22 protein-coding genes and 3 pseudogenes are annotated in these 24,568 nt (G+C 60.4%); 18 read left to right on the top strand and 7 right to left on the bottom strand.

The features are described from left to right. Window positions 1-30: 30 nt before the first annotated feature. From ONR75_RS23960 to ONR75_RS23950, 3 genes are all read right to left on the bottom strand, one after another. On the bottom strand, window positions 31-333 hold the full coding sequence (locus tag ONR75_RS23960) for an AzlD family protein (RefSeq protein ID WP_265079441.1): 303 nt from the start codon (window positions 331-333) through the stop codon (window positions 31-33). Between the two features lie 82 nt (window positions 334-415). Next, window positions 416-1,042: an AzlC family ABC transporter permease gene (locus ONR75_RS23955; protein ID WP_265079440.1), complete on the bottom strand. Its 627-nt coding sequence runs from the start codon at window positions 1,040-1,042 to the stop codon at window positions 416-418. A 75-nt stretch (window positions 1,043-1,117) separates the two neighbouring features. Continuing rightward, complete coding sequence (locus tag ONR75_RS23950; protein ID WP_320109648.1) at window positions 1,118-1,894, bottom strand: GntR family transcriptional regulator; 777 nt, start codon at window positions 1,892-1,894, stop codon at window positions 1,118-1,120. A gap of 95 nt (window positions 1,895-1,989) precedes the next feature. Between ONR75_RS23950 and ONR75_RS23945 the strand changes: the two genes are divergently transcribed. From ONR75_RS23945 to arsA, 17 genes and pseudogenes are all read left to right on the top strand, one after another. After that, window positions 1,990-2,946 (top strand): ribokinase, encoded by a 957-nt coding sequence (locus ONR75_RS23945; protein WP_265079439.1) that lies wholly within the window; start codon window positions 1,990-1,992, stop codon window positions 2,944-2,946. Between the two features lie 451 nt (window positions 2,947-3,397). Next, window positions 3,398-4,537 (top strand): helix-turn-helix transcriptional regulator, encoded by a 1,140-nt coding sequence (locus ONR75_RS23940; protein ID WP_265079438.1) that lies wholly within the window; start codon window positions 3,398-3,400, stop codon window positions 4,535-4,537. Between the two features lie 150 nt (window positions 4,538-4,687). Further along, complete coding sequence (locus tag ONR75_RS23935) at window positions 4,688-5,632, top strand: hypothetical protein (protein ID WP_265079437.1); 945 nt, start codon at window positions 4,688-4,690, stop codon at window positions 5,630-5,632. Then, window positions 5,565-5,990, top strand: a complete 426-nt coding sequence (locus tag ONR75_RS23930) for an Lpg1974 family pore-forming outer membrane protein (RefSeq protein WP_265079436.1) — start codon at window positions 5,565-5,567, stop codon at window positions 5,988-5,990. The genes ONR75_RS23935 and ONR75_RS23930 overlap by 68 nt, the downstream gene beginning before the upstream one ends. A gap of 246 nt (window positions 5,991-6,236) precedes the next feature. After that, window positions 6,237-7,436, top strand: a complete 1,200-nt coding sequence (locus tag ONR75_RS23925) for a cupin domain-containing protein (RefSeq protein ID WP_265079435.1) — start codon at window positions 6,237-6,239, stop codon at window positions 7,434-7,436. Window positions 7,437-7,884: 448 nt separating this feature from the next. Further along, window positions 7,885-9,288 carry an NADH:flavin oxidoreductase gene (locus ONR75_RS23920; RefSeq protein WP_265079434.1) on the top strand — a complete coding sequence of 468 codons (1,404 nt, stop codon included), beginning with the start codon at window positions 7,885-7,887 and terminating at the stop codon, window positions 9,286-9,288. Continuing rightward, window positions 9,210-10,741: pseudogene (locus tag ONR75_RS23910) on the top strand (amidase). Before ONR75_RS23920 ends, ONR75_RS23910 begins: the two are co-directional and overlap by 79 nt. A gap of 58 nt (window positions 10,742-10,799) precedes the next feature. Further along, on the top strand, window positions 10,800-11,942 hold the full coding sequence (locus ONR75_RS23905; RefSeq protein ID WP_265079431.1) for a helix-turn-helix transcriptional regulator: 1,143 nt from the start codon (window positions 10,800-10,802) through the stop codon (window positions 11,940-11,942). 252 nt (window positions 11,943-12,194) lie between these two features. Continuing rightward, window positions 12,195-12,593 carry a DUF1127 domain-containing protein gene (locus tag ONR75_RS23900; RefSeq protein ID WP_265079430.1) on the top strand — a complete coding sequence of 133 codons (399 nt, stop codon included), beginning with the start codon at window positions 12,195-12,197 and terminating at the stop codon, window positions 12,591-12,593. 601 nt (window positions 12,594-13,194) lie between these two features. Further along, window positions 13,195-14,940, top strand: a complete 1,746-nt coding sequence (locus ONR75_RS23895; RefSeq protein ID WP_265079429.1) for a YadA family autotransporter adhesin — start codon at window positions 13,195-13,197, stop codon at window positions 14,938-14,940. A 29-nt stretch (window positions 14,941-14,969) separates the two neighbouring features. Further along, window positions 14,970-15,572: a hypothetical protein gene (locus ONR75_RS23890; protein ID WP_265079428.1), complete on the top strand. Its 603-nt coding sequence runs from the start codon at window positions 14,970-14,972 to the stop codon at window positions 15,570-15,572. A gap of 443 nt (window positions 15,573-16,015) precedes the next feature. Further along, window positions 16,016-16,357 carry a hypothetical protein gene (locus tag ONR75_RS23885; RefSeq protein ID WP_265079427.1) on the top strand — a complete coding sequence of 114 codons (342 nt, stop codon included), beginning with the start codon at window positions 16,016-16,018 and terminating at the stop codon, window positions 16,355-16,357. Window positions 16,358-16,653: 296 nt separating this feature from the next. Then, on the top strand, window positions 16,654-16,818 hold the full coding sequence (locus ONR75_RS23880) for a DUF3309 family protein (RefSeq protein ID WP_265079426.1): 165 nt from the start codon (window positions 16,654-16,656) through the stop codon (window positions 16,816-16,818). Window positions 16,819-16,865: 47 nt separating this feature from the next. Further along, window positions 16,866-17,021 (top strand): hypothetical protein, encoded by a 156-nt coding sequence (locus ONR75_RS23875; RefSeq protein WP_265079425.1) that lies wholly within the window; start codon window positions 16,866-16,868, stop codon window positions 17,019-17,021. Then, window positions 16,966-17,358 carry a cupin domain-containing protein gene (locus ONR75_RS23870; protein WP_265079424.1) on the top strand — a complete coding sequence of 131 codons (393 nt, stop codon included), beginning with the start codon at window positions 16,966-16,968 and terminating at the stop codon, window positions 17,356-17,358. The genes ONR75_RS23875 and ONR75_RS23870 overlap by 56 nt, the downstream gene beginning before the upstream one ends. Before the next feature lie 743 nt (window positions 17,359-18,101). Further along, window positions 18,102-18,302 (top strand): CsbD family protein, encoded by a 201-nt coding sequence (locus ONR75_RS23865; protein ID WP_265079423.1) that lies wholly within the window; start codon window positions 18,102-18,104, stop codon window positions 18,300-18,302. A gap of 208 nt (window positions 18,303-18,510) precedes the next feature. Beyond that, window positions 18,511-20,268, top strand: coding sequence for an arsenical pump-driving ATPase (gene arsA / locus ONR75_RS23860; protein ID WP_265079422.1), 1,758 nt, complete (start codon window positions 18,511-18,513; stop codon window positions 20,266-20,268). Between the two features lie 203 nt (window positions 20,269-20,471). Here arsA and istB read toward each other — a convergent pair. Next, window positions 20,472-21,199, bottom strand: a pseudogene (istB, locus tag ONR75_RS23855) (IS21-like element helper ATPase IstB). On the opposite strand from istB, the pseudogene ONR75_RS23850 reads away from it, so the two are divergent. Then, window positions 21,188-21,378: pseudogene (locus ONR75_RS23850) on the top strand (IS3 family transposase); the annotation flags it as partial. The pseudogenes istB and ONR75_RS23850 sit on opposite strands and share 12 nt — an antisense overlap. 464 nt (window positions 21,379-21,842) lie before the next feature. Here ONR75_RS23850 and ONR75_RS23845 read toward each other — a convergent pair. Genes ONR75_RS23845 through ONR75_RS23835 form a run of 3 tightly spaced genes read right to left on the bottom strand, consistent with a single transcriptional unit; the run spans window position 21,843 to window position 24,555 of the window. Continuing rightward, window positions 21,843-22,580, bottom strand: coding sequence for an enoyl-CoA hydratase/isomerase family protein (locus ONR75_RS23845; protein ID WP_265079421.1), 738 nt, complete (start codon window positions 22,578-22,580; stop codon window positions 21,843-21,845). After that, on the bottom strand, window positions 22,577-23,734 hold the full coding sequence (locus tag ONR75_RS23840; protein WP_265079420.1) for an acyl-CoA dehydrogenase family protein: 1,158 nt from the start codon (window positions 23,732-23,734) through the stop codon (window positions 22,577-22,579). Before ONR75_RS23840 ends, ONR75_RS23845 begins: the two co-directional genes overlap by 4 nt. 17 nt (window positions 23,735-23,751) lie before the next feature. Further along, the gene (locus tag ONR75_RS23835; RefSeq protein ID WP_320109647.1) at window positions 23,752-24,555 is read right to left on the bottom strand and encodes an acyl-CoA dehydrogenase family protein; all 804 of its coding nucleotides are present in this window, start codon (window positions 24,553-24,555) and stop codon (window positions 23,752-23,754) included. Window positions 24,556-24,568 lie beyond the last annotated feature (13 nt).

Here is a 24,568-nt window from a genome sequence, read left to right as displayed (position 1 = left end):
ACGGAGGACGACGTCCGCAACCGATGCCGCCTAGTTCACGACGAGCCGCAATACGACCACTGCGATAACTCCAACGATGACGACCGCGATCAAAGGCAGTCGCCGCGCGGCGAGTATCGTTATCAAGGCAGCGACTGTTTCGGCCGGTCCGGTCGTGAGCACCGCTGGGGCGATGACGGATACGAGGACCGCCGCGGGGATCTCGTCGAATGCCACCTTGGCTCTGCCTTTGAGTTGAAGCTTGTCTGCAAAGAAAATCCCGCCGATCCGCGTGGCATATGTCACGATAGCCATGCCGACGATGGCAAGAATGGTCGACGCGGAGACGCTCATGGCGTCTGCTCGGGAGCGGCAACATAAACCGCCGCAATGCCTGCGATGGTCCCGATCAGGACGTGCCATGGCGCGCCGATGGTCACGAACGCGATCGCCGAGGCAACCGCACTGGAAACCACAGCACTTGCGGTGCTCTTTCCTTCCAGAAGCCGGCGATAAGGCCGATGAAAAGCGCCGTAAACGCAAAATCGGCACCGAGGCGCCGAGGATCTCCCAAGAACGCGCCAGCAAGCGCACCAAGCGTGGTCCAGAAGACCCAATTTGTGTAGAGAACCCCGCCCATCGTGAGAAAATAGGCTGGGGTCAGTGGTTTCGCTCGGACGCGCCGTTCGCTCAGGGCCCAGTTCTCATCGGACAGGACGTAGAACCCGAGCAGCCGCTGCAAGGTTGTGAAAGAGGCAGTTTTCGGCGCCAGGGACGCGCTCATCAGCAGGTTGCGGAGGTTGACCAAAAGGGTGGAAAGCACGATCGCCGCGACGGGAACCGGCTGCCCCCAAATCTCGATTGAGGCAAACTGTGCGGCGCCGGCACAGACCGTGGCCGACATCAATGCGACTTCTATCGGCGAGAGTCCCTTTCCCACGCACAGTGCGCCAAACAACAGACCTATCGGGATCGCTGCGACGGCGGCCGGAAAAATATCGCGCAGGCCATCGCGGATTTCGTCGCGTGGACGAGTTGAAGCTACCGAGCCGGCTGTTGGCATTGCGGGCCTTTCTTCGCATCTCACGAAAGTTAGAATTCACGCAAGAAATCCGCAAGCACCGGTCTGCAAGCGTTCCTAGATCTTCATCTTCAGTCGATATGCATAGCTGTCGCCGCGGAACAGGCCCTCGACATATTCCAGCATCCGGTTGGTTGGATCATAGGTGCGGCGCTTGATCAGCAGTGAGGGCAGTGGCTCGGTGAAGCCGAATATCGAGCACTCCTCCTGATCGGGCGAAGTTGCTTCAATCGTCTGTTCGCAATGATCCGGCGGGGCGCCGTGCTCGGCGAGATAAGTATAAACCGAACCTGATAGGTCGGCATGTTCTAGGCTTTGGCAGGCATCAAGGCTGTACCACGCGACCTCGCGCGACAGGGGGATGCCATCTCCGAGACGCACGCGGACGAGCTTCAGAAACCGCGCTGTCGATGGTAGTCCGAAGATGGATGCGATCAATCGGTCGCTGACAGCCTGTCGCTCCAAAATCTTTGACGAGGGCGTGCGGCCGAGCTCTTTCATCTCCTGAGTAAAGCCCTTCAGGCGGTTCATGCCCGGCTCAAGAACGGTTTCCGGCTTCTGAACGATGTATCCGAGGCGACCGTGAGCGGCGAGCAGCCGCCGTTTGCGTAGCGCATCGTAGCAATGCTGCACTGTGGTCCGACTCAAGCGCAATTCAGCCGCCAGGTGGCGTTCTGCCGGCATCGTCGCGCCAGGAGCCAGCCGACCTTGCTCGATCATTGCTGCAAGTTGTTCTTCAAGCTGACGATAGAGCGGCATCGCCGTGTCTTCGCGGAGCTTGAGAACATCAATCAGGCTCTTGGGCTTTGGCTTGGAAATTTTGCTGCCGTTCAATTTTCTACATAACCGTTATAACATTGAAGGAAAAATAACCTGACAACGGGAGAGTTACACCAATTATCCTTGCCAAATCAATCTACGGACGGTCCATGCGAAGCAATATTCATCTCTTTGTCGTTGGTAGTTTTGTCGCTGCAAGTGCCGCCAAGGTCGAGAGACTTCCCAAACCCGGCGAATCCTTGACGGCGCACGCCTTTGCTCTGGAGCCTGGCGGCAAGGGTTTCAACCTTGCCGTTGCATGCAGGCGATTAGGCGCCAACGTGGACGGGGTCCTGCCGGTTGGCGACGATATGCTGTCCGGGCTTGCGGTGCCAGCGTTGGAACGCGCCAGGCTCCCTGGTGAGATGCTCCGCCGCCTTCCTGGTGCAACAGGCGCGGGCATCGGTTTCATCGATGCTCAAGGAGAGAATTGCCTGGCAGTTTTTCCGGGCGCGAATGGGCGCCTTGGCGCGGACGATGTGCGTGAAAAGCAAGCTGCCATCTCAAAGGCAAATATAACTCTGGCGCAGTTTGAGGTTGGTGATGAGCCAATCATCGCGGCTTTCGAGATCGCGCGCGAAGCGGGCAAAACGACGCTTCTCAATCCCTCTCCGTTTCGTAAACTGGACCATCGGCTTCTCGCGCTGACAACCATCCTGGTCCTCAACGCGAGTGAGGCTGCAGATATGGCTTCGGATCTGGCTGGAGCAAGCAGATCACCTTTTGATGCTCATGGGCTTACAGAGATCCAAACCTTCGCCGAAGCCGTGATGACGATGGGCCCCGCGATCGTCGTCGTGACACTGGGGCAGGGAGGCGCCGTCTTCTGCCGCAGCGGGGACCTGCCCCTCCACCAGCCGTGCTTTCCGGTTATCGCGATAGATACGTTGGGAGCGGGCGATGCTTTCGCAGCAGGGCTCGCGGTAAGCTTGGCTGAGAGGCAGCCCCGGGAAGAAGTCATGGCCTTTGCGAGCGCCTGTGGTGCCGTTCTCGCCAGCACCTGGGGTGTTTTCGATGCCTTCCCGGACCGGGCGATCGTCGATGCCTTCCTGCTCGACCATTGTTGACTAACGCGGCGACGCCCCACCAGCCCCAACGGGCTTCTCTTCCTCCTTATTCTCTCCACCGGCGGAAATTTAAAGACGTGGCTTGTTTTGGACCTCATTTGGATATTTAGTGGGTTCTTATCGAAGGGGCTGTTGTGAGTGCAGGTTCGGGCTTGGATACCTGAGCTGCTCGACGGATCATGGGAGGCAAAAGCATCCGAAATCCGAAATGAAGTGTTCGCACGCGCGATGTCTCCACCGAACGGTTGATGTGCTGTACTCGCGTTTTGAACGGCGTCGCGCCTGGTCCGGCTCTCCGTTTGGCTGCGGGAGCAACGTGGTGAAGTTGTAACTGATGTCTCGCGTCGCACGGCAACGGTTACAGACGAATTTCAGAACTGAACTGCAACAAGAATAGACATGGGGCTTTCTTCGGCCCCAATAATCTCAGTGCAAAAAACTGGATATGACATTGATCAGACCTGAACTTTTGTTCGGCGTTATAGACATGATTTACGCGGCAGCTTTCGAGCCGTCGCAGTGGCAGGTCGCTATCGATCAAGTTCGCGTCATGTTCCATGGCTCCGCGGCGTGCTTCGTCCGGAGCGGTCCGGACCTTGTGCCGACCGATGTCATCAACGCAAATCCTGATCCCACGTTCCAGCGTCGCTATATCGAGGAACATGCGGGGCGGTCCGACATCTATACCAGTGCGCTGGAGGCCGCTCCGGTCGGGTTGATTTACAGCGATAGCGAATTGATCGGCAATGACGTCTTGCGGCGCAGCCGCTTCTGGAATGAATGGATGGCGCCGCAGGATATGTATAGCGGTCTCGGTAGCAAATTGTTGGAATTTGGCCCGTCGTTCTGGTTCCTCGACGTTCAGCGCGGGCGCAACCAGCGGGCCTTTGACGCCGCTGATGCCGAATTGCTGCAATTCGTCGGGCAGCACGTCGCACGCGCGGCCGAGCTCGGCCGCAGATTTCAATCGGCGCAGATGTTGGCGTCAAGTTACGCGCACCTGCCGTTTGGCGTGCTGCTCGTCGATGCCCATCTGCGTATCGTGCATATGAACGAGGTAGCCGAGGATATCCTGATGCGCCAGGGAAGTCCGCTGCGGGCGAAATCTCGCGTGCTGGCAACAGCGGATGCCAGAAGCACGGTTACCCTGCAGAAGCTCGTCGCGGACACATGCGCTGTTCATAACGATGTCGCGCCCGGTCTTGGTGGTGATCTTCTGCTTCGCGCCGGCGAGGCCGACGATCCCAGCATCGATATTGTGCTGAGCGTCGGGCCGGCGGTGGGCAAAGGTGTATCCCGGGGCGGGCAGCCGCGGCACGCCGTCATCTATCTGCGCGAGATGTCGTTGGCGTTGCCCAGCGGCTTCGAAGATCACGCCCGCAAACTGTTCGAACTTACGCCCACTGAAGCCCGGCTTGCAGCGGGGCTTGCCAGAGGTCTGACGTTGAAGGATGCCGCGATCCATCAGGGCATTCGCTTCAGCACCGCACGTTTCTATCTCAATGACATCTTCCGCAAGACCCGTACCAATCAGCAAAGCCAGTTGGTCGCGCTGCTGAAGAGCACGCAGCCGCTGATCCGGCGCGGCTGAGTCTGCCGGCTGCGTGGCCGCTTTGTCACAGCCGATCGCAAAGTACCTCTGCCCCTAGCATATGTGAGGTGTTAGCGCCCGCCATCTTCGGAAACATTCGCTGCAGTCGCGCCGCTTGTCGGCGCCACGCAAAAATGGGGTGAGGCGATAATGAAGAAGAGTCTGGTCACGGTTTTGGTACTTGGCATCGGTGCGGCCGGCGCTGCGCACGCAGCATCGAGTGACGACGTAGCGGCGCGGCTCACTGCGCTGGAGAAGGAAAATGCTACTATCCGCAAGGAAAACGCGGCGCTGCGCCAGAACAAGTCCCTGCGCGAGCAGAATGCAACGCTGAAGTCATCGACGGCGGCCACGCCTGTCGTGGCGGCGCAGCCGGGAGCCAAGCGCTCCGATCCGTTCGGCGCGTTCGCGGCCGATCTGCCGCTGGCCTACAAGGCGCGGCCGGTCGAATCGGCCGGTCAGTTCCGGGTATGGGGCGAAGGTGGCGCGATCTGGAGCGGCGGCGATCGGCTCGCGTCGGATTACAGCCTCCTCGATTTTAGCGGCTTGGGCGTCATAACCGGCGGCGTCAGTGTGCCTGGATCGTTCGATCTTACTCCCAAACTGGGCTGGGAGGCGGCGGCTGGCTTTGACTACCGCTTTGCTGCTTCGCCCTGGCATGTCAGCGGTCAGTTCCGTTACGGCGAAGGCAAGGCTTCCGGCTTCGCATCGTCCGCGGCTACGTTAGATGCGGCACAGCTTGCACAGCTTGCACAACAGCTTGGAGGGGGGCTTGCTCTTGGTGGCGGCGCCAGCGCCAGCGCCAGTCAATCGTTCGGGGCGACGTACAAGGAAACGCACTGGCTGGCCGATATTGCTGTCGGGCGGGATATTCTCGGCGACGGCGCGTCCGCGATGCAGGTGAAATTCGGCCTGCGCCTGGCGGAATTCGTGGGCCAGACGAGCACAACGCAGAAGACAAATAACACTCAAAACTTCGGTAGGCCGGTTGCTTTTGGCGGCGGGGGGGCTTATCAGTCAATTCTCAGTGAGTTCGACGGAAGCAACAGATCAGCGAAGCAGTTTTCTCGGCGCCGGTCCGCGTGTAGGCATTGAAGGCTCCATGCCCCTCGCGGGCAACTGGGCGTTCGATTACCTCGGCGATGCCGCCGTGCTGTTCGGAAACCAGAAGCTGGTGAGCACATCTACGAGCACGAGCGTCGTCGATCCGTCCTTTCTTGGTGGCGGCGGCAACTTTATGAACAGGTCGACCGACCAGCGTTTTGCCACCGTGTTTAACGCGGATATCCAAGTCGGCGTGTCCTACTGGATGACGCCAAACGTCAAGCTCAGCGCCAGCTACCGGCTGGATGCCTATTTCAATGTGCTGAACCAGAGCGTCGACCCGGACACCAAGCAGACCACCGATCGCTACATCCACGGTCCGCGCCTTGGCGTGAGTGCGACCTTCTAGGGAGTTTCCGGCGAAGGGGATGCCGGTTCGCGTGACGACGACGCGTCATAACGGGAATCCAGAGCTTCCGTTCGGACTTGATCGGAATGGAAGCTCTCGAGCCTGTCGCGGGCGGGAAGAGATGCATGTTCGCTCGATCCTGTTCTGCGGCAAGCTACAACTCTGATGCGTCCATTCGTACGGCAGCGATCTCAAGCGAGCGTCTTCGACCATCAAATCAAATGTAATCATCGACGGGAGTTACCCATGTTCAATGCAAGCCGGCGTCTTTTCATCGGAGCGTTCGCATTCGGGGCGACAAGTGTTGCAGCCAGCCGGTCGATGGCAGCACCCAGCGATGGGCATGCGGCTGGCTACGATGTGGCGCCTGCCTCGGACTTCGTGCGCACGATTCCGCGGAAACCCGGCGATCCCGTGATCTTCACCGCGTCTCTGGACAAGGCTCCGATCAAGGCGACGTCGGGCGGATGGGCGCGCGAGATCACGACGCGCGGATTGCCCATCGCGACCAATATCGCCGGGGCGCATCTGTTCATCAACGCGGGCGGCGCACGTGAGATGCATTGGCATAACTCCGCGGAGTGGGCCTACATTATCGACGGAAGCTGTCAGGTCACCGTCGTGGATCCGGAGGGCGTGACCGAGGTCGTGAATCTTGGGCAAGGTGATTTATGGTATTTCCCGCGGGGGCATAGCCATGCCATCCAGACGCTCGGCGCAAAACCCTGCCACGCGATCCTTGCGTTTGACGACGGCCTTTATTCCGAGCACGGAACTTTTGGAATCAGCGACTGGATGAGCCGCTACGATGCGGCCTCGCTCTCGCAGGCATTGGGTGTGTCTGCGAGCGCATTCACGACGGCTCCGAAGGCCGAGACCTACATCATGCAAGGCGAGGTGCTGGCTGTCGATGGACCGCAGGCGCGAATGGCGCGGTCGCTCGATCGCAATCGGAGCCACCGCTATGCGCTGATGGCACACAAGCCTAAAGTGGCCACCGCCGGTGGTGAACTCTACATCGCGTCGGAAAAAGAATTCCCACTCTCGACGACGCTGACGGGAATGGTTTTGAAGCTCAAAGCCGGAGCGATGCACGAACCTCACTGGCATCCTGATGCCAACGAGTGGCATTACGTGTTGAAGGGGCGAACTCAGGTCACACTTTTTGGAACCGACAAGCGTGTGGCCACTGCTGAATTGTCCGCAGGTGAGTGCGCCTATATTCCTCGCAACTGTGGTCACTCGATCAAGAATATCGGTACTGAGAACGCTGAGATGGTGGGTGTTCTCGATAGCGGAACCTATCGCGAGAGCAGTCTGGCCGATTGGGTGACCAAGGCACCGCGGCACCTGCTGGCGAACAATCTCGGTATTGCTGAAGCGGCTGTACCGTCGTTCCCGCGCTCAAGAATTATCGTGCCCGCGGCGGCGGGACCAAGCACCTGAAACGATCACATCAAATGCAACCTATCGACGTCGTGCTTCAGGCTCTGCAGATTTGTAGAAGCGCAGCTTGCGTTGGTATGATTTTGGATGCTTAATGGCTATTGTCGAGATTTGTCGTCGTCGATGGCCGGGCGTCATTGACGAACCTGGTGGCTGGTCGTTGGAGAAGACTGGTGGCGGTGATCTCCGGAGTTCAGGCAACGCCGAAAATTTCAACACCTTAGGGTGCTGATCGAGCCGGAGGCTTATCGACGACCTAAGCGGCTTTGACGATAGAAAGCGTAGCTGAAATGCCCAAGCCAGGCTCGACGAGCGCCGCCAGCGTAGCAGATGATCCGACAGAGCCCCAACTTATCTCCGATGCCATGGCGAGTCAGTTCACCGGCGTCGCGTCGAACCAATCATGGTCGCCATGAATGCGTGACTTGGGGATGAGCTTTGGAGACGTATGGTGTTGTTTGAGCCGTTTCGGATCAAGAATGTCGACTTCAGCAATCGCGTGCTTCGCTCATCAATGGGCGGACGAAACGCGTATTACGACGGCACCGTGTCTCCGGCCTGGACGCATTTCGAAAAACGATTTGCCGAAAGGGGCGTCGCCGGGATCATTTCGGCGACGATCAGCGTGAACGAAACGCGCATGTCGCCCCTCGAATATCCGGCGTTGCACAGCGACCGTTTCGTGCCGCCGCTGCGCAATGCGATCGGCGAGATTAGACAAGCGGGCAGTGTGTCCGGCGGGTGCAAATACATCATCCAGCTTGGCGATACCGGTGCGGCGACGCATACCAGCCTTCGGCCTCAGGATGGTGATCGGCTATCCGCCTCCTGGTTCTTCGATCTTCTGTACGGCTACCACAACAGCGCGTTGCCGATGAGTTCCGCACAGATCAAGGGGGCGATCCTGAATTTCAAGCAAGCCGCTCGGCGTGCTGCGGAGGCAGAGTGCGATGGCATCGAGATTACTGCGTCCAAGGGATATCTGATTCACCAGTTTCTCAACCCGGCAACCAATCGACGCAAGGACGCCTATGGCGGTTCGGTCGATAAGCGCTTCCGGCTGCTGCGGGATATTGTCGAAGCCGTGCGTGAGGCAATCGGCACGAATTTCCTTTTGGGCGTCCGCCTGTCGGCCAAGGACTTCAATTTCCTGCCGTTGAATCTGCGATTTCCTCCGGTGTGGCCGCTGCGGCAATACATCATGGGCAACGGACTGCCGGAAACCACATACTATGCACGGCAGCTGCAAGAGCTTGGCGTGGACTACCTGCACGTCGATAGTGGATTCGGCTTTCCCAATCCGATGGGAAGCCCGGGAGATTATCCCGACGAGGGCTTTCTGACCTTTGTTAATGCGACGCGCTATCTTAGTCGCAAGGCGAATGTTCGCGCCGGCATCTTCAATATCACGCCGGCCGCGATAAGAAAGAACCTGTTTGGTATCGGTTGGCGCTTTCGACCGGCGGCCAATGCCGATTTCGCCGCGGCCATTCGCGCCGAAGTCAGTATTCCCGTTATCACCAATGGCGGTTTTCAGGATCGCGATACGATCGATCGTACGCTTGCCGCAGGCAAATGTGACATGGTTGCGATTGCGCGCCCGCTGCTTGCGAATCCGGACTTGCTCGAGCAATTCGCACGCGGCGTGAAGCAACCGGATCGGCCTTGCTCCTTCTGCACGCTCTGTTGCGCCCAAACCGCCGTATTCCCCTTGGGTTGCTATGATCAGCGGCGCTTCGCTTCAACCGAAGCGATGATGGATCAGGTTCTGGCATGGAGCTCACCGAACGCGCCATTCTCGTTGCAGGGAACGCCGTTGACCGACGTATCGGAAAGCGCTGCGGGGAATTAGCAATGGACGGAACAGCATTTCGATCGGCAACCGAGCTGGCTGGTCTGATCAAGGCGAAAAAGATCAGCTCCGAGGAGTTGCTGGACCTCTATCTCGCGCGCATCGACAAGCACAACGCGCGCGTCAATGCGGTTGTCGCGACCGACATCCCGGGTGCGCGAAGGCGCGCAAGGGCCGCCGATACAGCACTGGCGAAGGGAGACGTCTGGGGCCCGTTGCACGGCGTTCCCGTCACGATCAAGGACAGCTTTGATCTCGCGGGCATGCCGGCAACCTGGGGGTGCCGGAACTGAGGGATCATCGGCCGGCAACCAATGCACTGGCCGTGCAGAGATATATCGATGCCGGCGCCATTGCATTCGGGAAGACGAATGTCGCCGCCTATCTGGTCGGCTGGGCGACGCAAAATGAAATTTATGGCACAACAAGCAACCCTTGGGATCTTGACCGGTCACCGGGTGGCTCATCGGGCGGAGCGGCAGCGGCTCTGGCTGCAGGCCTCACCGGATTGGAGCTCGGTGTGGATTTCGGTGGCGGCGTTCGCAACGTCGCTCACTATTGTGGAATCTTCGGGCATAAATCGACCTATGGCATTACCAACTGGTCCGGTCACGTCATGCCCGGCATTGGCAGCAAGCCGGACCTCTGTGTCGCGGGGCCGTTGGCGCGGAGTGCCGACGATCTGAAGCTCGGCCTATCTCTGATCACGGGACCCATGCCCGAGGATGCTGTTGGCTGGAAGTTGAGCCTGCCGCCGCCGCGTATGAAAGATCTGAGCGAGCTACGTGTCGCGGTGATGCTGGACGACCCAAGCTTCCCCGTCGATCACGAGGTTCAGGAACGCCTCCAGGCCGTTGTCGATTTTCTTGTCAGTCGAAAAGCGAAGGTCAGCGAGCGCGCGCGTCCCGCGATCGATCCGGCGGTAGCGTTCCAGATCTTCGGTGGCCTGCTGATGGCCGGCCTCGCTACCCGGCAGCACGACGAAAAATTTTGGACCAGGCTGGCCCACTTGCGCGCGCGGTTCCTGACAATGGATGACGGCAAGGGCCCTGCAACCGAGAAGGTGTTCACCCACGCGGATTGGTCGGAGCTTGATACGGCGCGCAACCGGCTGCGTCAGGCCTGGCGTATGTTTTTCAACGATTGGGACGTGTTGTTGTGCCCGGCGGCGCCGACCGTCGCTGTTCCGCATGATCCGAAACACGCATGGCATGAGCGCAAGGTGATGGTGAAGGGGAAACCCACGTCTCCCGCCGACCCGACATTCTGGGGCGCCTATTTCACCGTCGCCCATTTGCCTGCGACGGTTGCGCCGGCAGGCCTGTCAAAAAGCGGGCTCCCAGTCGGCGTGCAAATCGTCGGTCCAGAATATGGCGATCTCACCTGCATCGAGGTGGCGCGGTTGCTCGAGCGGGAGTTTCAGGGCTTTGTGCCTCCCAAAGGATGGGATTAGCTTTGGTCGCCAAGATCACACGAACAGCAATGGTCCACTGACCCAGGCAGGCAATCAAATGCGACCCGAGACTCTCTCTGATATCATTGGCGCCGTTTACGACTGTGTGCTCGCGCCGGAGAACTGGTACCGCGCATTGCCACTGATCTCAACCTTTGGGGAAAGTGCTGCAAGCTCGATCGTGATCCAGGGCCGCAGTACGGTCGATGCTGCCAGTGTGTTTGAACATGGTGCCGAGCAATCATTCCTGCGGTTGTATTTCGAGAAGCTCGTCGCATCACGATTGCCGGCGACGCATTCGACGACACTCGACAATGTCGGCGAAGTGGCCACCATGACGGTGCTGGCGGGCGAGCGCGAGCCGCTCAACAGCGATTTCTACATGAAATGGGTCAGGCCGCTCGGTCTGCGCGACGTCATCGGTGTGCTGGTCCTGAAATCTGGAAGGCGCGTGGCGTGGTTCTCAGTGACGAGATCCAGCGTGCAATCTCGTTTTACCGAGGAGGATCTGCAGCAGATGTCGCTGCTGTCGCCGCACATCTGCCGGGCGTTACTTATCTCGGATGCTTTGGATCTGCGCACCATCGCAGCCTCGCGCCTCGAACAGACCGTCGATCATCTCTCGACAGCCATTTTTCTCACCGAAGACGATGGTCGCATCTCCTATATGAACAGTTCTGCCGAGCGCATCCTGAAGGCGGGCGGCACCCTCAAGTCGACGAACGGCCGACTGATGGCCACGGATGCCGGGGCGCGGGATCGCCTCGCGCACGCCTTGGCGCAGAGCGTCGTCGGCAAGGCGCCGCGTTTCACAGGGAGGCATGCAGTTGCGCTGCCGGATGAGGAAGGCGGCGGTCTGATCGCTAACGTCCTGCCGCTGCGATGGCGAGACGGTCGCAACCCGCTGATGCCGTTGCCGGGGACCGCGGCTGTGTTCATCCAGGATCCCTCCGACGCGGCGCCACCGCTCACGCAAGCATTTGCCACGCTCTATGGACTGAGCGCGGCCGAAGAGCGCGTGCTCGAGAAAATTGTGAGAGGGCAAACACCTCAGGAGGCGGCGGATGACCTGGGCATCGGCTTCGCTACCGTAAAAACTCATCTGCTGAAAATCTTTGTCAAAACCAACACCGGACGCCAGTTGGAACTGGTTCACCTCTTCGAGAGATTGAAGCCACCGGTGCGAGCCAGACGGGAGTGACAGGATCTGGATTGTGATGGCGGCTGCCGACGCCGTTCGCGCTGCTGGGTGGTCGTGTTGCAGTGTGGCTGCATCATCGTTGGCCCAGCCAATGCGTCTTCGACCATGATGCGATGCCGTGCGAACTTACTAAAGACGAGTCGAAGCCTGAAGGTAAAGAACTCGCCACCGTGATTCCACCGAACGGTTGATGTGCCATCGGTTTATCTCCCCCAGTTTCTGATGCGGTTAATCGAAATGGGAGAGCGACAAATGCAGTCCGGAATTATTCGCCGAAACCAAACGACAGATACATGCGGGAGCGTGATTATCCACTCGCCCACTCTGGCCAAAACAGATTACTCGGACAGCGCACCGGCAAGCAGTGCCATCATTTTTGTCGCGCCGCTGCGTGCAATCTTGCGGCTTCCAGCGACATGGTGGCAACGCATCCGCTTCAGAGCGCAGTTGCGCGCGGATATGGTAGATGCAGCCGATTTTCTCCATGATATCGGTATCGATTTGTTCGATGCGCAAGTCGAAGCGATGCGTTTTTTCTGGGAACCGGTCACACTGATGCGCCCGCAATCGACCTCATCCGACATCGCACCTGGAGTTGGGATAGCACCTAGTCTTGGGATGGACAGCCTTGGGATGAGCAATGAACAATGAACAATGAACAAGGATCTGCGATCGGGGAAGGGGCGCGCAAAGTTGATATCAAGGCGAATATTGCGCAGGCGTCGCGCTCCGAATCGAAGTCAGATCTTGAAGTAGGCTGATCGGTATTCAACGTGGACAATTCGGTATTCCGCGTCGATTGCCGAATTTGCCGTCTCGATCTTTCCGGCGCCATCGGCGATGGCGTCAGCCCGGAACCCGACTTGATCGCGTTATTCGTCATACGCATTCGAATGCGCAGCAGTCGGGTCGGTTGTACTTTGGCAACACACCGCAGAAAACGTTGGGCGGGAAGCTGATACCATCCTGGTCTCCACCAAACGGTTGATGCGCCACCGGCGTCTTGTCCGCAGTTTCGCTCCCGCATAACAAGGGGAGCGATGCGTTGTCACCCATACTCATTCATTCGACGACGATACGACGTCGTGGCCGCCAGACGAGGACCAACGGCCCGCATCTTGCCGTATTCTGTGGCGTTGTCCTTCGTGCCGGCGCGGGCGGCGACTGCGGCGCAGATATAACGGCTGTTCGGAATATACATTTTCGGCCGGCCAAGCTTGCAATCGGTGTCCTCGTATCCGCGGCGCTCTCCATGTTTGTCCTGGCGCTCGCTCCAGCGCCCGCTACCGCGCAATTCGTCTGCGGCCAGGCGGGCTCGGGCAGTTCCGCGGGCGCCACGGCAGGTAGCGCCGGCGATTCGGCCTGCGGCCCCAATGCACAAGCGCGTGGCATAGGCACGGCGACAGGCAATTCCGCCAACGCGACCGGCGGCAACGCCACGGCGACCGGCAACAACGCCACGGCGACCGGCGAATACAGTACGGCGACCGGCGATACCAGCAGTGCGACCGGCGTGTTCAGCACGGCAACCGGTCGGTCTAGTGCGGCACAGGGCGTGGGCAGCACCGCGACCGGTTCCAGCTCGAGGGCGACAGGCGACTACGGCACCGCGACCGGCTATGGCAGTTCAGCAAGCGGCGATTCCAGCACGGCAACTGGCCGCACGAGCAACGCAACCGGAACCAACAGCGTCGCCTATGGTGTGAGAGCCGCAGCGGGAGATAACTTCGTCGGCTCTGGGTTTCAGAATGCCGGGACGACGGCGATCGGCGGCGACTCACAGGCCGGCTCTACGGGCGCTGGACAAACCAACGCGACGGCGCTGGGTTACCAAGCAATGGCCAATGCAGTGAACGCTACCGCGCTTGGCAGTGGAACAACGGCGACCGGCGACAACAGCACAGCGGGTGGTGTCGGCAGTAGCGCGACCGGTGCCAACGCGAGCGCCTACGGACAGGGCAGCACTGCGAGCGGCGACTTCAGCACGGCGAGTGGAGCTTCCAGTACGGCGAGCGGCCTCAATAGCACGGCGACCGGCGTCCTCGGCACAGCGACCGGAGACTTCAGCACCGCTAACGGCATCCAGAGTACGGCGAGCGGAAATTCCAGCACCGCGAGCGGCGCGTTCAGTAGGGCGACGGGGTCCAGCAGTACAGCCTATGGGACGCAGAGCACGGCTTCAGGCGACTTCAGCACTGCGACCGGTAGCGCCAGCACAGCTAGCGGAACGGCCGCGAGCGCTTATGGACTGAATAGTACGGCGAGCGCCGACCGCGCCACCGCAGTCGGCCAGGCGAGCGTGGCCAGCGCAGTGGGCGCGACGGCACTCGGCTCCAGCGCCCAGGCAACCGCAGCAGGCGCGGTCGCGGTGGGCCAGAATTCGGCGGCCACTGGTGTCGACGCCATCGCCATCGGTAACGGTGCCATTGCGACCGGATCGGTCGCGGTGGGCGCAGCCGCATCGGCCGCGAACGGGGGCGCCGCTTTCGGTGACGGTGCCGTCGCGACAGGTTCGCTCGCAACCGCGCTCGGGCCTAATTCCCGGGCACTTGCGGCCAATTCGGTCGCGATCGGATCCGGCTCGGTGGCGACGCTGGCCAATACGGTGTCGTTCGGCACCGCAGGCAATGAACGGCGGCTCACCAACGTCGCCGCCGGCATCAATCTAACCGACGCGGTCAATATGAGCCAGCTCTCGGGTCTGACTTCAGGATTCCAGTCGCAAATTTCCAGTTTGCAGTCGCAGATCGGGGACAACCGCACCGAAGCACGGCGCGGCATCGCCGCCGCCGTCGCAACGGCAAGCGCGCCGATGCCCTCCGCACCGGGCAAGACGACGTGGCAGGTGCGTGGTTCGGTGTTCCAGGGAGAAGGTGGATTCGGCTTCGGTGTTGCGCATCGTCTGAACACGGCTATCCCACTCAGCGTGGTTGCCGGCTACGGCAATGGAGGCGGCACTCAACACACGGCTTATGTCGGTCTTGGCGGCGAGTTTTGAGGCGCATACGGGGAGCGTGGTGCAAGGTCATGCGTGTCGTGCGCCTTGCTCTCGTTGCGATCGCGGTGGCATGCGCTCTGCCTTGCGGTCCAGCGCGAAGCCAGACGTCCAAGCCGGGCCAGCACGAGGCGACGGCAAAGCCGGCGCAGATTGACCGCAATGGCGTGCTGATCTTGATCCGGTCCTCGCTGCTGGCACTCGATCAGGCCAACAAGACCGGCAACTACACAGTGTTGCGCGACCTCGGCGCGCCTGGTTTTCAAACCAACACCGCCGCGCGGCTCGCCGAAATCTTTGTCAAGCAGCGCAACGACAATCTCGATCTGTCCGGCGTCGCGGCGATCGATCCGCAACTCACCTTGCTGCCGCAGATCGAACCGAACGGCCTGATGCGCATGGCCGGCCTGTTTCCTTCGGTGCCGTCGCAAGTCAATTTCGAACTCGCCTTTGCGCCGGTGAACGGGCAGTGGCGATTGTTCGGCATCTCGGTGTCGATCGGCCAGGCGGCGCCTGCCGCGCCGGGGCCACCCACGCCACAAGCACCACCAGGCGCCGCGATGCAGCCGGCCGCTCCGGCGGCGAAAAATCCTGCGCCAGCCGCCGCGCCCAAGGAGGCACCGAAGCGGCCGTGACAATGCTTGCCGATCCAACAGTGGCGGCTGTCGGAGATTCCTCGTCACTTGCTGCGCGTCTGGTGCCGGCGCTGCGACCGCACCGTCGAGATCCAGAAGTCCGACGCCGAGCGCTTGTACGACCCGCACGCTGCTTGAAAGGACCTCGGCCGCCAGGCTGAAGAACGAGCTGGCGCGTGCGCAGAGTTTTAATCGCTTCGCATTTGATAGTTTCTCATCCGTTTTTGCGATGCCGCCGTGACGCGCAATGAGATTCAAATTGTGATCTACGTTGTACGTCACACGCTGCATCACGCATCATCATCGAACTGTCATGCGATCACGCAAGGACGAAGCACTGCGGATAGAATGCGAGCGCAGTGTGCAGTAAAGACCGTTTTCCTGCTGCCGTGCTGATTTGCCCTGGCTGAACCCGGCGCATTTCCATTCCAACGCGAGCACCAATGATGAGCGGCACCCTTACTGGACTTCGCGACAAAACCGCATCGAAACCGATCGCGGTGAGCAAGCCTGGAAAAACGTGGAAACCGCTCCGGTTGGCTCCCCTCCATTTTCAGGCCAATCCCAATCCCATGAAGGGCAGGCGGCTCAGCCACAACCAGATTGAGCAGTTTGTCCAAGCGTCCGCAGTTGATCCGAGCATCATCGACTGCAAGATCGATTGGGACATCAACGGTTTCGTCGTGACCTTTCCGTCAATGAGCGATGAGCATCATGATGCGGATATTCGACTGGTAACACCGGTCAGAGCGCGAGGGACGGTTACTCCGACCGGCCCGTGCTGAAAAAGCCGTTCAAATATGAGGAACTCGCCGCGATACTTTCCCGCATCGAACTCGCACCGGTTGAGCGATAGTCGTTAAGGGACGGGCGGCATTGTTACGACCGGAGCATGGGGGTTCATGTTTCAATATGAGGAAGATTTCCACCTCGACTGCCTTTGATTCATGTCAACGCGGCGTTACCAAGAACGCGGAATAAAGTATCGCGGGATGCATCCAACCCCTTTCCAAGCTTCGGAAGCTTCCGACGTCGTAGCCAATCGGCGATTGCGGCTGATCCGAATAAGGGAGATTCAGATATGTCACTTTGGACCATCATTCTGATTATTCTGGTGATCGCGCTGCTGGGCGGCTTCAGTGGAATCGGCGGCGGCCCTTTTTATGGTACAGGCTATTATGGGGGCGGCGGACTCGGACTCGTCATCGTCGTCCTGGTGATATTGCTTTTGCTTGGCAAGCTTTAAACCGCGAAGATATCGCCATGGTGGACTGTGAGTTAGCGAGCAGGCTGATGGGCCTGCTCGAAACTAGTTATGAATTCGACTTCGCTTTTGCCCGGCTGAACAGCGCACGCGGCAAGACGGTCATTTTAGCTCATGAGGAGATTCGTGATGAAGGGATTTGTACAAAATATCGAGGCGCTGGCGACAAAGAACGCAAATTTTAGGCGCGTGCTCTATACAGCAAAGAGCTGCCAGCTTGTCGTAATGTCGCTAGATCCTGCTGAAGAGATTGGTATGGAGGTTCACAAGCTGGACCAGTTTTTTCGTGTGGAGGAAGGATCTGGGGAAGCTGTCCTCGACGGCGTCCGCAGTCCGATCAGCGCCGGCTTCGCTGTGCTCGTTCCTGCTGGAACCAAGCACAACATCGCCAATACGAGTGGAGCTCCACTGAAGCTTTACACGCTCTATGCTCCGCCAAACCACCGTGACGGCGTCGTTCATCGCACGCGCGCGGATGCCGAGAAGGACAACGAGCATTTCGATGGTAAGACGACGGAATAGGAGAAGTCTCCAGCATAATGCTCGACGTCCAGGTCAACAATCGGGCCGACGCTCGAGGGTCAATTCTCGCGCAGTTCCGACCGAGAGCGACGATTCTGGGAACGCGCGCCTCGGCCCGAGCAAGGAGGTGAGGAAGCCCAAGTTGAAACCGGCGCGGATTCCGGCGCCAAGGCGTTTGTTGTCCCATCGGTCTTGCTGCAGCGGCTGCACGACGAGGCGCCGCGGGATCACGTTACCCTTGGCTGGCTAATGAGCCGCATGAACGGGCGCTCCTTCGGTCGAGATCATGCTGCTGCTCGCTGTGGTCGCTATTGCACCGGTGTCTCGATCGTAGCCGGCCTGCCGCTCATGATCGCCGCGTTGTGCTGAGATTATCTCGGGAAGCTTGTCTATCCGCGCTGGCCCGCTCCGCTCGACGCCGTCCAAGTGTCTCGTCCGCACCGTCGTCGTGCTGTTCCTCTGAGCAACGTCGTCCCGCCCCCGTGATCGCGCTTATCCCGCTGGCCTAATTCGAGGAGGACGGGTTGTCCAGTGTCATCGTGCTGGCGGTCGAGTCTGCCGCAGTCTGGGAGACGATTATCGGCGCGGAAATGGATCTCCGGCTTGGTAGCTCATCGCGTCGTTTGGTCCTCAGATCCGCGGACTTTAATTGATCTCTGTCAAGAACCGTATGAGCGCAATCGGTCTTAGTGGGTAAGCCTCGTATTGAGGGCGCGTGTTCAATCTGAATATGGAGATACACCATGGACTGGAACCGAGTTGAAGGAAACTGGAAAGAGTTCCAAGGCAAAGTGAAGGAAAAATGGGGCAAGCTAACTGACGATGATCTCACCGCGATAAACGGCAAACGCGAGCAGCTTGAAGGCCGGCTTCAACAGCGATATGGGTTTGCAAAAGATCAGGTTCGCAAGGACATTGATAGTTGGTTCTCTTCCCTTAAGTAAAGTTGTTGATCGAGGCCGCTCATCGGCTTAGTCGATTTTCCCTTCAGCGGCCTCGCCTTCGCTTCACGATTCTTGCATTCGAAACCGTCAATTGGTGTCTTAGGTCGATGGCGCCATAAGCTAATTCGGCGAGCCGGTTTCCGGCACGCTGGGTTCGATGAGCCCGAATTGACGAGTGGTATCTGCATCGGCGTTGAGATGGATATAGATGCTTCACTTTCGCGCGCTGAACGCCCCGACGCCGTTTTTGTTTTTTACCGGCAAGGGCGGTGTCGGTAAGACCTCGCTTGCTTGCGCTACCGCCATCGCCCTCGCTGACCGCGGATTGCGGGTCTTGCTCGTTAGCACCGATCCTGCGTCAAACCTCGATGAGATGCTCGGGATTGCCCTGAGCGATAGCCCGACCCCGGTGCCGAGCGTCGCCGGGCTTTCGGCAATGAACATTGACCCGGAAGCTGCTGCCGAGAGTTATCGAACCCGTGTGCTTGAGCAACTTCGTCCCGAGACCACCGCTGGCGAGCGATCGACCGTGCGTGAGCAGCTCTCCGGCGCTTGCACCACCGAAATAGCCGCCTTCGACGAGTTCGTTGGACTTCTCGACGGCGATGAGGCGGGATTCGACCACATCATTTTCGATACCGCCCCGACCGGCCACACGCTGCGACTGCTTAGCCTGCCAAAGGCATGGACGGGCTTTCTAGCGGGCAATGACCGTGGTGCGTCCTGTCTCGGTCCGCATTCAGGTCTGCAGATGCAGGAGGACCGCTTTCGCCAGGCGCTTCAGGCGCTGGGCGATGCCAGGCGGACCACCATCATCCTGGTCACGCGCGCCGACCGGGGTGCGATCCGCGAGGCGGCCAGAACGTCCGGCGAGCTCGACGCGCTCGATCTCTCGAACCAGATAGTCGCCGTGAACGGACGCTTCCACGCCACGGACCCGACCGATGCCGTCGCAGTTGCGCTTGAGCGGGATCAGGACGAGGCCTTGGCCGACATGCCGGCGTCGCTGGCGAAACTGCCACGCGACGAAATCCCGCTGCTCGGTTTTGACATGGTCGGCCTTGCAGCGCTTAGGGCATTGTTGTCGTCCTCCAATCCGCTGCCGCCGATCGCAAACGGGGAACAAACTGCCGAGCCGGTAGACCTGCCGGGCCTTGACCGGCTCGTCGACGACATCGCGCAAGGCGCCCATGGGCTCATCATGGTCATGGGCAAGGGCGGCGTCGGAAAGACGACGGTTGCCGCCGCCATTGCCGTTGGACTGGCCAAGCGGGGTCATGCCGTTCACCTCAGCACGACGGATCCGGCCGCTCATGTCGCTTTCGTCGTTGATGGCACAATGCCGAACCTGACGGTCGACCGGATCGATCCCCGGGTCGAGACGGAGCGGTATGTCGCAAAGATCATGGCGAGCCGCGGCCGTGACCTCGACGCGCAGGGCAGGGCGTTGCTGCTCGAGGATCTTGCTTCGCCATGCACCGAGGAAGTCGCCGTGTTCCATGCCTTTTCGCATGTTGTGGCGGAAGCGCGAAGCGCATTCGTGGTGCTTGACACGGCTCCTACCGGCCACACGCTGCTCCTGCTGGACGCGACCGGTGCCTATCATCGCCAGATGACGAGCCAGCTCGAACCGAGCGGAGCGGGTCGTATTGTTACCCCGCTGATGCGGCTACAGGATCCCACCCACACGAGGGTGATCTTGGTAACCCTGCCGGAGACAACGCCGGTTTCCGAGGCCGCTGATCTTCAGGAGGACCTGCGGCGGGCCGGTATCGAGCCGTTCGGTTGGATCATCAACAAATGCCTTGCCGCCTCGGGGACTCACGATCCGTTGCTGCGATTGCGTCTCGTTAGAGAGCGGACGCAGATCGCTCGCGTTCAGAACGGGCTGGCAAATCGAGCCTTCATGATCGGCTGGCGAACTAAGCCTCCGATAGGTGTTGGCGAACTTCAAACTTTGTCGTGAACGCTGAGGGACCGTTGGGTTGCCCATGGCCGCTTTTTGGCGGCGGCCGTTCGCCAGGGAGCGGCGTGGGGTCTGACGCTTGATCGGCGTCCACATCGACCCCCAGATGCGCGCCCAAAAGGGCCCCCTAATTCGACGACGGAGCAAGCCGCGAGCGAGCGAGCCATCCAATTGCGCTGTAGCGAGCGAGCGGCTTGCGGGCTTCAGGCGCGGCTCTTGAAACGCCAGCTGTCGTTGCCGGTCTCGACGATGTCGCAGTGATGGGTCAGCCGGTCGAGCAACGCGGTGGTCATCTTGGCGTCGCCGAACACGCTCGGCCATTCACCGAACGCCAGATTGGTGGTGACGACGATCGAGGTGCGCTCGTAGAGCCGGCTGACGAGGTGGAACAGGAGCTGGCCGCCGGCCTGGGCAAATGGCAGGTAGCCGAGTTCGTCGAGCACTATGAAGTCCATTCGGGTGAGATGCTCCGCGATCTGCCCTTTCCTGCCGTTGCGGGTCTCGGTCTCGAGCCGATCGACGAGGTCGACGACGTTGTAAAACCGGCCGCGAGCACCGGCGCGGATGCAGCTTCGCGCGACGGCGATGGCAGACGCGTCTTGCCGGTCCCGGTGCCGCCGATCAGCACGACATTGCGCTGCTGTTCGATAAAGCCGCCGCCGCTGAGGTCGTGGACGAGCGTCTCGTTGATCGGCGTGCCGTCGAACTCGAAGCCGTCGAGATCCTTGGCAAGCGGCAATTTTGCGATAGTGAGCTGGTATTTGATCGAGCGCGCCTGCTTCTCGTTGATCTCGGCGCTGAGCAGATCGCCGACGATGCGCTGGGGCTCGTGCTGACGCTTGATTGCCGTGGCCATGATCTCGTCGTAGGAGGCCTTCATGTCATAGAGCTTGAGTTCGCCCATAAGCTCGAACAGTTGGGTGCGTTCCATCAGACGGTTCGGCACCGGCGCGGACCATGGCGAAGCTTCGAGGCCGTTGAGTTGGCTACCCGCGAACGGGTGGACTGATTCAACAACCGGCGGCCCTGGAACCCATCGGCAACATCCCGCCGGCCGAAGCCGAGCCGCGCTACTACGCCATGCGGAAAAAACCGGCCATCACTGCCTAACCTAAACCAAATGGCCTCCGAAAAAAACCGGGCGGTTCACAACTCCTCCGCCCTTACTCCAGCCAGGAACTCTGTTTTGAGCTCGCTCGAAGCGCTTTCGATTCGAGATCGCGGGGCTGTCGGCCGAATTGCCTCGATGAGTTGCTTGGCAATCTCCTGAAGGACACCGTCCGAAACGAGGCATGAAATCTGGAATGCCCGCCTCTTGAGTGAAGCTTCCCTACCCATTTCATCATCGTCGGGAAGCGCATCCGACCGCTTCTGGCGTCCATCGCCCAAGTTTCGTTGGGCTGGTCGCCGCTGTGCGATCGTCCCGTAGCTTGGCCTTCATCCGCAGACCGGCCGTATTCGGCAAGGGGCGTTGCCAACCCAGTGCACTCCGCTTTACACGGCGCAATAGCGATGTCGCAAATTCGGTAATGCGACCTCTGCCCTACCGGAGTGGTCAGCGCCGGTCGATGCGTTCACGATTGAAATGGGTCTCGTCGCTGCGAGCCAGGCGAGCGGAACTGCTCGTGCGCGATGCCGTCCGACAGGCGCATGCCATCGGTTTCGTGCACTAGCCGCTTGATCGAACTGTTGCCGTGGAACGAATTCGCCAGGATCTCTTCGACCAATCGGTCGATACCGGCTTCGAATTCGACGTCGGGTAGGCACTGGTTCGCCAGCCCGATGCGCTCGGCCTCGCGGCCGCCAATACGGCGACCGGTCGTCATCAGCTCAATCGCCTTGCTGGTGCCGACCCGGCGCGGCAGCCGTTGGGATCCGCCCCACATCGGGACCAACCCTAACCGGGCGTGAGTGTCGCCGAAGGTCGCCGACTCGCAGGTAACGATTAGATCGGCTGCCAGGGCAAGTTCGAGCCCGCCCGTGAAGCAGTAGCCATGTACTGCCGCGATCACGATCTGCGGAAGGCGTGAGAACAGCTCGAGGGTGCGAGACCCCTGGCGCAGCCAGGCCAGATCCACCGCGCCGACCACGTCGTGGAGATCGAGTCCCGCACAGAAGCTGCGGCCGGCCCCGCGCAGGATCACCACATGGATATGGTCCGCCTCGCCGGCTATCGCTTGCAGTTGAGCGCCGAACTGGTCGAACATCTCCGGTAGGATTGCATTGTGCTTCTCGGGTCTGTTGAGCGTAATCGTAGCGACGTGGCCGCGCGTTTCACGCAAAATCTGAGAGCCTGGGCTTGCGGAGTTCACTTCGCACCTTGGCAAGATGTGTAAAGTTCAGCCGCGAGGTGCTCGGCGTGCGCGTCGGCATCCCCGAACAGTTGATCGAGCACCTGGAGGCGCCGCAGGTAGTGTCCCACGGCGCACTCCTCAGTCACCCCCATGCCACCGTGGATCTGGACTGCGCCATGCATCACCTCGCGCGCGTTGCGCGCCACCGACAGCTTGGCGCGATGCAAGTCCAGCGCGGCCTCCTCACCATCCGGCTGGTCTACCGCAGAGGCGGCAGCCATAGCCATGCTACACGTCATCTCGAGGCATACGAGCATGTCGGCTGCGCGATGTCGAAGCGCCTGGTTCTCGCCGATTGCGCGGCCAAACTGCTTGCGCACACGCAGATAATCCATTGCGAGCTCGAAAGCACCTTGCGCGCCGCCGGCCATATCCGCGCAGGCGCCGGCTATACCGGCGGCGAGAGTGGCTTTCAGCGCTCTGAGCGCACGACTGCCGTCGTAGGGGTCGCCTAGTGGCTCGGCTACGGCGCCAAGCAGCGTCACCTCGCTGGCGCTGCTGTCGTCAACGAGTGTGAAATTACGCAGTTTCACGCCATCCTGCTTCGGATCCACGAGGAAAAGCGCCAGGCCTTCACTCTCGCTGCTGCTACCCGCTACTCGCGCGCTGACGACGAGTCGTCCGGCTAACGCCGCCGCCAGTACGGGCGACTTCAAGCCGCTCAGCACCCAGCGGCCATTCTTGCGCTCGGCGCGCGTTTCGATCCACACTGGCTCGTGACGCGCAGCCGGCTCATCATGGGCCCAGGCGAGGATGGTCTCGCCGGTTGCCACGCGAGGCAACACCCTCGCTTGCTGATCTTCGCGGCCCGCCAGACGTACGGCCGTAGCTCCCAGGACGCCGGTTGCCAGTACCGGTTCGAGCACGAGTGCACGCCCCAGAGATTGCATGACGGGCAGCAGATCGCGCGCGCCCCAATCGAAACCGCCGCGCGCCTGAGGCAAGGTTAGCGCGAGCACACCCATTTCCCCGAGTTTGGCCCACGTCTGAGTATCGTGCAATTGCCCAGCGGCCACCAGCGCCCGGCGCCGCTCGAAAGAGTAGCGATCGACGAGCAGCCGCGACAGGCTGTCAGTTAATGCTGACTGTTGTTCGTTCAACTCGAAATTCACCTTCAGCCCTCTTTCATTCAACCCACGACCGTCTTCGCCAGGATGTCCTTCTGTATCTCGCTGCTGCCGCCATAGACCGAGGCCGCGCGGGAGTAGAAATAGCGCGCATTGACCGCGGCCAAGCTCGGTTCGGCCGGCGTCCGGCGCTCCAAACCGGCAGGGCCGGCGATCCGCGTCAACAACTGGTAGATTTCCTGCTGAATCTCGGTGCCCTTGAGTTTGAGAACGGAGGCGAAGGGCGGCAGCCGACGCTGCTCGCTTTCGGTGAGCAGGAATCTGGCGTTGGTGATCTCAAGCGCGCGGATTTCGGCATCCAGGACAGCGATCTCCCGGTGCAGCTTCACATCCTCAATGAGTGGCCGGCCGGCTTGAAGGGTATGAGAAGCGAGTTCGCGCGCATAGTCCAACCGTTCGCGGCAGAGGCCGACGTTGGCGATGCCTGTGCGCTCGTTGGCGAGCAAGAATTTCGCGCAATCCCAGCCCTTGTTCTCCTCGCCGACGAGATTGGTGACTGGTACCCGAACCTCGTCCAAGAACACCTCATTGAGATGATGGTCTCCGTCCAGCGTGATGATGGGCCGGACCGAAATGCCGCGCGTCTTCATATCGATCAACAGGAACGAGATCCCCAGCTGCTTTCGCGCTTCCGGATCTGTACGCACCAGTGCGAACATCCAGTCGGCGTAGTGCGCACTGCTGGTCCAGATCTTCTGGCCATTGATGACGTATTCGTCGCCCTCGCGCCGCGCGCTGGTGCGCAGGGAAGCCAGGTCCGAGCCGGCGCCAGGCTCAGAAAAACCCTGACAGAACCACAGATCCATGTTGAGCAGCTTG

The organism is Rhodopseudomonas sp. P2A-2r (genome assembly GCF_026015985.1).
GTDB lineage: Bacteria > Pseudomonadota > Alphaproteobacteria > Rhizobiales > Xanthobacteraceae > Tardiphaga.
Note: the sequence above shows the minus strand (reverse complement) of the source record. Positions and strands in the feature narration are given on the sequence as shown.